Annotated in this window: 2 protein-coding genes and 1 other RNA gene; 1 reads left to right on the top strand and 2 read right to left on the bottom strand. The window is 63.5% G+C overall.

Going from position 1 to position 8,175, the window contains the following annotated elements; all coding sequences use genetic code 11:
* The first annotated feature begins 837 nt into the window (after positions 1 to 837).
* Positions 838 to 4,125 (top strand): tetratricopeptide repeat protein, encoded by a 3,288-nt coding sequence (locus BQ17_RS07320; RefSeq protein ID WP_089725702.1) that lies wholly within the window; start codon positions 838 to 840, stop codon positions 4,123 to 4,125.
* Between the two features lie 1,239 nt (positions 4,126 to 5,364).
* Here BQ17_RS07320 and ssrA read toward each other — a convergent pair.
* Together ssrA and ltrA are read right to left on the bottom strand one after the other, a co-directional pair.
* Positions 5,365 to 5,722, bottom strand: a transfer-messenger RNA (tmRNA) gene (gene ssrA / locus BQ17_RS07330).
* A 413-nt stretch (positions 5,723 to 6,135) separates the two neighbouring features.
* On the bottom strand, positions 6,136 to 7,509 hold the full coding sequence (gene ltrA / locus BQ17_RS07335) for a group II intron reverse transcriptase/maturase (protein WP_218068152.1): 1,374 nt from the start codon (positions 7,507 to 7,509) through the stop codon (positions 6,136 to 6,138).
* Positions 7,510 to 8,175: the final 666 nt, after the last annotated feature.

Here is an 8,175-nt window from a genome sequence, read left to right on the forward strand (position 1 = left end):
CTCTGCTACTGAGGCCGTTGACACTAACTTAATGGCAGTGAGGCGCTGCGTGGGAACCAGAGACCGGGAGCGGGGCTGTTGCGACACCCTCGGAGGGAGCGGGGCTGTTTGTGCCTATGGGAACAAGATCGCCTGGTGTCGATATGGCCCGTTCCCGCGCTGGAGAGACTGTGAAAGTATTGGTAGTGGCTCAGTTCGCGAAAAAACGCAATGACGCAAGGACGCCAAGACGCAAAGAAAGAACAAAGAATCTTTGCGTCTTGGCGCTAAATGGGCCGGAAAGTGAGCGGCCAAGCATAAAATTTTCAAACTGAGCCACTGCCAAAGTATTCCTGGGTTTTCAGAGCTATAGAGACAGCACAACACAATTGTCCTACTTTAGGCCGAAAACACCTCTATTAAATCCCACATGAGACAGAATTTAGTGTGAAATATAGCGACTTCATCCCACCGTTTTCGGGAAAGACGAATACTTTCACAGTCTCCGGAGCCTGGGAGCCAGAGAACACATGCTTGATTCTCTCCGCGGCGCGGAGCTTCCACATTCCCACGCGGCGCGTGGGAACGAGAAAGTAGCGCGTGGGAACGAGAAAGTAGGGCGGGTAAGCGGCCCCCCGCGCGGCTGCGGTAGCCCCGATGAGTCGGGGCCGCGCAACCCGCCGGCCAGCCGCCGGCTTCCAGTCGCCGGCGGCCGGCTTCCGGAAGCTGGCGACTGACAACTGACAACTGGCGACGAGGAGCCATCCCGGCGGGATGCGGCCATCCCTGGCCTTTCCCGCCCTACGAGCTGACAACTGACGTCGGGACAAGTTCGACTGTGAACTGGATCAGAGAACCATGAGCGATCCCCATCTTTCCCAGGCCCGTATCGGGCGGACCGGCGATCCGGACCGGACCATCGGCTGCGGCCTGCTGGTCACACCAAGGCACGTCGTCACCTGCGCCCACGTGGTGGCCTCGGCCCTCGGCACCACGGCGACCGCCGCCGCGGCCCCCGCCGGCAGCATCCCCGTCGATCTGCCCCTGCTCGCGCGCCCCTTCCGCACCACCGGCCATGTGGTCTGCTGGCTGCCGGTGCGCGAGGACAAGGACAAGGCGCCGGAGGACATCGCCGTACTGGAGCTGGCCGACGAGCTCCCGCCCGCGGCCCAGCCCGCGCCGCTCCTGGGCCTGGAGCCCGACGACTACACGGATCTACCGGTCCACTGCTTCGGCTTTCCTGCCGGCATCGAGGAAGGGGTGCGCCGTCCCGGTATCTGCCGCGGTGAGAACGCGCTGGGCTGGGTCCAGCTCGATGTCGAGCGCGGCCTGGTGGAGGGCGGCTTCAGCGGCACCGGCGCCTGGGACCCGAACCAGGGCGCCGCCGTCGGCCTGGTCGTGGCCGCCCGCATCGCCGACCAGTCCGCCGCGCTCATCCCCGCGCGTACCCTGGTCGCCGCCTGGCCCGAGCTCGACGGCACCTGGCGCCCACGCAACCCCTACAAGGGCCTGGCCGCCTTCGGTGCGGATGACCGCGCCGACTTCTTCGGCCGCGCCGAACTCATCCCACGGCTTGCCGACCGGATCCGGGACGAGCGGCTCACCACCCTCATCGGCCCCTCCGGCAGCGGCAAGTCCTCGCTGATCGGCGCCGGGCTCATCCCCGCGCTCGCCGACCGCGGCGGTTGGCGCTGTCTCATCACCCGACCCGGCACCGACCCCTTCGACGCGCTTGCTGACCGTCTCATCGTGCGTGAGGGCCTCGCCCTGGACCAGCGCATCAAAACGCGCAAAAACCTGAGCAAGCTACTCGCCGAGCTGCCCGAGGGCCCGGTGCGGGTGTTGCGCGAGTATCTGGCCGATAGCCTCGGCACCGATCTGCTGCTCGTCGTCGACCAGTTCGAAGAACTCTTCACCAACGTCCAGCCCGCCGTCCCCGACCAGGCGCGGAATTTCGTCGCCGCCCTGCAAGCTCTGAGCGGCTCGGATCTGCCGGTGCATCTCTTGATCGCCATGCGCGCCGACTTCATGGGCCAGGCCATGGAAGGCCCCGCCAAGCCCTTCGTCCAGCCGTCCCGCCAGTTCCAGGTCGGCCCCCTGGAAGGCGAGGCACTACGGGCCGCCGTCGAAGGCCCGGCCCAGGCCCGCGGCGTGCGCTTCGCGCCCGGACTGGTGGAGGCCATACTCGCCGAGCTGGCCGACCAGCCGGGCCGCCTGCCCCTGCTCCAGTTTGCCCTCACCCGCCTGTGGGAAGAGCAACGCGCCCGCGGCATCGACGCCACCGCTCTGGAACGTATCGGCGGCGTGCGCCGCGCCCTCTCCGACTACGCCGACCGGGTCATCGACGACCTGACCGAGGCCGAGCGTAGCCGCGCCCGGCGCATCCTGGTCCAGCTGGTGCGCCCGCCGCAACGGGAAGACGAGGCCGCTACCCGCCAGGTGGCGAGCTTCCGGCGCATCCCCGAGCAGGACCGGGATCTGCTCCCCGAGCTGGCCCGCAGTCGGCTCATCGTCACCGCCCGCGGCCCCGGCGACGAGCCCGTGGCCGAGATCGCCCACGAGGCCCTGATCCGGGAGTGGGAGCGGCTCGCAACCTGGGTCACCGAGGATCGCGACTTCCGCCTCTGGCAGGAGGGCCTGCGCAACCGCATGGCCGAGTGGGAGGCCCACGCCCGGCACCCCGGCTATCTGCTCGCCGGCCCGCCCCTGGTCGAGGCCGAAGGTCGACTCGCCGCCAGACCTTCGGATCTGAGTCAGGACGACAGTGACTACATCCGCGCCAGCCGCCGCCGCGCCAAGCGGCGCAAGCGTGTGGTCCGGATCAGCGTCGCCACCGTCATCCTGATCCTCGCCGCCTTCGGCGCCGTGGCCTGGTGGCAGTGGCAGCGGGCCTTGGACCAGGAGGCGGAGGCGCTGGCCGCGGCCGAGCGGGCGACCCAGGCCCGGCAAGAGGCGGAAGGCCTGGTGGAATTCATGACCTTCGAGCTGCGCGACCGGTTGGAACCCATCGGACGGCTCGATCTACTGGGCGGCGTCTTCGACCGCGTCAACGACTACTACGAGCGATTGGGTATCCAGGAGGACAACCCGGATGTGACGCGCCGGCGGGCCGTAAATCTCTTTAACTCCGGCGATCTTCAAGCCTCCCTGGGCGATCTTGCGGCCGCCGGGCGGCTCTATGCCGAAGGGGTGCAGATATTGGAGCGCCTGGCCGCCGCAGATCCCAGCAACACCGGCTGGCAGCGGGACCTCTCCGTGAGCCTGAACAAGATCGGCGACATCAAATCCAAGCAGGGCGATCTGACCGGAGCCCTGAGCGCCTACCAGGAGAGCAAGGCCATCCGCGAACACCTGGCCGCCGCCGACCCCAGCAATGCGCAATGGCAGTACGATCTCGGCATTGCTAATGAGCGCGTCGGGTCAATCAAACAAGCGCAGGGAAAGCTCGACGAGGCGTTGAAAGCCTTTCAGCGAAAGTACGAGTTGGTACAGGCATTGACGGAGCAAGACCCGAGCAACGCCGGCTGGCAGCGGGATCTCTCCGCGAGCCTGAGCAGGATCGGTGACATCAAATCCAAGCAGGGCGATCTGACCGGATCCCTGAGCGCCTACCAGGAGAGCAAGGCCATCGCCGAACGCCTAGCCGATGCCGACCCGAGCAATGCCGGTTGGCAGCGCGACCTCTCCGTGAGCCTGGAGAAGATCGGCGACATCAAGGCCATGCAGGGCGATCTGGCCGGATCGCTGAGTGCCTACCAGGAAAGCAGGACCATCCGCGAACGCCTGGCCGATGCCGACCCGAGCAACGCCGGCTGGCAGCATGACCTCTCCGTGAGCTTGGGCAGGGTGGGCGACATCAGATCCAAGCAGGGCGATCGGGCCGGGGCCCTGAGCGTCTACCAGGAGAGCAAGGCCATCGTCGAGCGATTGGCCGCCGCCGACCCGAGCAACGCCGACTGGCAGTGGGATCTGATGGCATCTCTGTGGAGGCTGAGCAGGGAAGGGCTGGCCGAGCCCGAGGCGGCGCGTGGGTATCTCGAGCGGGCCCTGGAGATCCTGGAGACCCTCGAGGCCACGGGCAGGCTCCACGGCGAGGACCGAGACTGGTTGGATGCGGTCCGCCAACGCCTCCAAGCGCTCGATTGATCAGCCCGTAGGGCGGGACAGGCCAGGGACGGCCGCATCCCGCCGGGAGTGTAGGATGTGGTGAGCGCGGTAGGTCTTACAGGATGGCACCACGAGGAGGCGCGAACCGCATCAATTCATTATCAGCTATCAGTTGTCAGGGGGCAGCCCTCTGACCCCTCTCCCCAACCCCTCTCCCCAACCCCTCTCCCGGCGGAGGGTATCGCAAAAGCCCCTTCGAGGGCTACCGATGAGAACCTGTGTTCTCTTTGATCTTGAACCACAGAGGACACAGAGGACACAGAGCATTGGCCGATTCTTTGCTCTGTGTTCTCTGTGGTTCGAAATGATTTTTGCGACTCCCTCGGCGGGAGCGGGGCTGTTTGTGCCTATGGGAACAAAGGTGCCCGGCGTGGGTATGGGGCTTGGGTTCCGGTGCTCCTCTGTCGGGACAAAGCTTGCTCCCACGTTGGAGCCTGGGAGCCGGAGACAACTGACAACTGGCGACGGGGAGCCATCCCGGCGGGATACGGCCGTCCCTGGCCTTTCCCGCCCTACGGGCTTGAACCACAGAGGATACAGAGCATTGGCCGATTCCTTGCTCTGTGTTCTCTGCGTTCTCTGTGGTTCGAAATGATTTTTGCGACTCCCTCGGCGGGAGGGGGACTGATTGTGCCTATGGGAACAAAAGCGCCCGGCATGGGTATGGGGCTAGGGTTCTGGTGCTTCTCCGTCGGGACAGGCTCTCTCCCGGGGGGAGAGGGGGTGCAGCTTGTGGCGTGCCCAACCCCCTGCTCGTGGCGATGTTTCCATTTAAACCTTAACCACTACCTGGGGTTTCTCGACAAACCGCCTATCGGTATGTGGCGCGTGCCCTGGAGGATTTGAGGAACAGGACCAGGGAGAGCGCCGCAGCAATGGTGCAGTTGGAGTTTGACCGCTATGACTACCTGCTCCAGATGCCGGTGCCGGAGATTGAAAAGGGTTGTGTACCGGCAATCCTTGCGGCGTTGAAGATCAGTGAGCGGCGTTGCAAGCTGTTAGGGCTTGATGCGCCGGCCAAAGACCGCGATGACCGATCCGGGCGGCGAAAAAGAGGCCCTTGGCGTGGTGATTTACCTGCCGGACGACGGGAGGCCGGTCGAAGTGGATAATGGCAGGGATTGAGGGCAAGCGAGGTTTCAAAGGGGGGCTAAATGGGGGGGCGAACAAGGGAATCTATAAAAACATCCTTGTGAATCAATCTCTTAAAAACCAGATTGGTGGAGGTGGCGGGAATCGAACCCGCGTCCGCAAATCCTCCGCCTATGGATCTACATGCTTAGCCCGACCTATTGTTTTTGACCTTCCGCCGCCCGGTGGGCGGGGCATGCGGTCGGCGATTCCGAATTCGGTTTTAGCGGATCAGGTCCGGACCCCCATCACCGCGATCCCATGTGGTGTTACCCCTTAAGTCCACCGCCCATAGGCAAACAGCGGTCAGAGGCTCGCCGGTCAAGCGGCGAGAGCGTAGTTGTCGTCGTTGGCAACTATTGGTTTGCGGTTGGATTTACGAGGTAATCCGCACCTCGGCATGCACCACAGGTTTCGCAACCCACGTCGAAGCCAGGTCACCCCCTGCGTGTAGTAATAGATTAGTGTACACGGGGGAAAGTTCCCGGGCAAGCAGATCCGGGTAAATCTTCCCAAAAACACCGCTTTGACGGGTCGGGATTTTGAACCGCAAAGACGCAGGATACTCTGTTCTACTGCAAGTCCAATCGCAGGCGGCGTTTGACCCCGGACCACCGAATGATAAATCGAGAGAAAGCAGAGAGTTGCCTATTTTTTGAACCAGTAGAGTAGAGAGCAGGTTCCCGTGTCCTTAGATTTGGCCTATCCGTTGCCGCCCCTTTCGTCTGGCGGTGCCTCACGAGCCGAATCTTAGCCACGGTCGCCTGCTCCCCCTCATCAAACGCAGCATGCGGTTTTCCCGCACTGCGCTTTCCGGTTGTCTTCACATCCGAAGCTATCGCAGGGGAGCGTCCAGCCCTAGAGTTGCACCAAGCCCAGTCGCTTATACAGGTGCGTATACCAGGTTACCCCCTTCGGTGGCCGGAAGGGGCGCTGGCTCCGACGTTTCAGGTGCCGCACCATCCGTTGCTGGAGGAACCAATTCAGGGCGCGGAACGCGGGGCGGCTGCGTCCATGCTCGAAGTAGTTGGCCCATCCGCGGACCTGGCGATTGACCCTCGCGACCAGTTTCGGGATTGGAACCACGCTCTGTTTCGCGCCGATCATCCCTCGCAGCTTCTCCCGTTCGCGCGCACATGCCTTGGGGCTGGGAACCCGGTTGAGAAACCGCTTGGCACGTCCGAATCGGTCCCGTTCGTACCGCAAGCGATAGCCCAGAAAGTCCAGGCTTGCTCCAGGCTCAGACAGCTTGATAATCCGGGTCTTCTCACGGTTAATCTTCAGGCCCATCCAGTCTTCCACGGTGGCGTCGATCCAGTCGCTTATGCACCGCCCTTGATAACGGGCGAGGATGACAAAGTCATCCGCATACCGCACCAGCCGTGCCCCGCTCCTTTGGGCCGGTCCTTCCGGACCGTGGAAGCGTTTATCCATCCAGTGCAGATACAGGTTGGCTAACAACGGGCTGATGACACCCCCTTGCGGGGTGCCGGCCCGTCGCTTGACCTTCCTCGGTGGTTGATGCCGGTCTGTTGGTTCTTCCAGGATCGGGGCACGCAGCCACTGACGGATCAGCTTGAGCACCGCACCGTCGGCGATCCGCCGCTCGACACACGCCATCAACTTGTGATGCGGAATCGTGTCGAAATAGCCCTTCAGATCGGCATCGTACACGGCGTTCTGACCAGCCTTCAGCCCCGCTTGCACCGCATCCAGCGCATCATGCGCCGAGCGGCCAGGGCGAAACCCAAAGGACACCGGCAGAAAGTCCGCCTCGAAGATCGGCTCCAAGACCAGCTTAGCCGCCGTCTGGACTACCCGATCGCGGACGGTTGGAATGCCCAGCGGGCGTTCTCCACCATTCGCCTTGGGGATCAGTTTCAGCCGCACCGCTTGCGGGCGGTAGTGTTTCCGCTTCAGGTCATCGTGCAGCTCTTCCATCAACCGCTCGACACCACCGGGGGCGCTCTCGATGTCCTCAACCCGAACGCCATCCACCCCAGGTGCGCCATCGTTAGCGGCCACCTGGTCCCACGCCGCCGCAAGCACGTCGGGCCGCAGGATCCGATCATACAAGGCGTAAAATCGGAACCGCGGCTCCTGCTTCGCTTTGATGTACAGTTGCTTCCTCAGCTTGAAGACCTTCTCCGGCAAGCCGCTCTCATTGACCGCAAAGGTCGTTGGTAGCTCGACATGCGTTCGCTCTGTAATGGTCCGGTTTTGCTCCGACAAGCAGATCACCTCCTTCCGAGAACTCAACGTGACAACCGTATGGCCCCTTCGCTCCCCAGGCATTACCCCGGTTCCTCACTACTCTGGGCCACTCCGACTTCCGGCGGACCAGCGCATGCGGTTATGTCTTCCCGCATCGCCTTCGGGTTACGAGCCCCAGCACGCCGGATCTCCCAGGTTCCCGATCAGTCTGTCGCGACGCGCCATCCGCTCTCACCCCGGCAGGCCACCCCGGTGCTTGCGCTGATTTCTTCCCGGTGCGTGCTGGCTTCGGCTTCTCTGGCAGCTTGGCCACCTGCAACTCGTGTTTCGAGGCCGTTCTCGGTTCAACCGGTAACGGCTTACGGCTCACCGCTTCGCTGTCCACGTCTTCCGACGCTTCGCTCAGGGTCTTTCCCTTAAACTGGTACTTACCTGAACCGGCCTCGCTCCCCACGCTTCGTTGCCTCCACGTGACAGGCCGCAGCTACATGGCTATCAGCAATTTACAGGGCAGTCACCTTTCAGACTGCTAGACTGACCAGGCTTCACCTGGCGCACCAGAGACACAGAGAACACAGCGGAGATGAAATGCCGGCTACGGTCGTTTACTCCCCGTTCGGAACGCATCCTGCCGGTATCGGCTTACCGCCCTTTGGAGTGCGGCGGCAACCAGATACCCTTGGG

This window comes from Candidatus Thiosymbion oneisti (assembly GCF_900092655.1).
Classification (GTDB): Bacteria; Pseudomonadota; Gammaproteobacteria; order Chromatiales; family Chromatiaceae; genus Thiosymbion; species Thiosymbion oneisti.

Coding starts and splice junctions, on each gene's coding strand:
- BQ17_RS07320 (WP_089725702.1), top strand. CDS start 838: ATGAGCGATCCCCATCTTTCCCAGGCCCGTATCGGGCGGACCGGCGAT.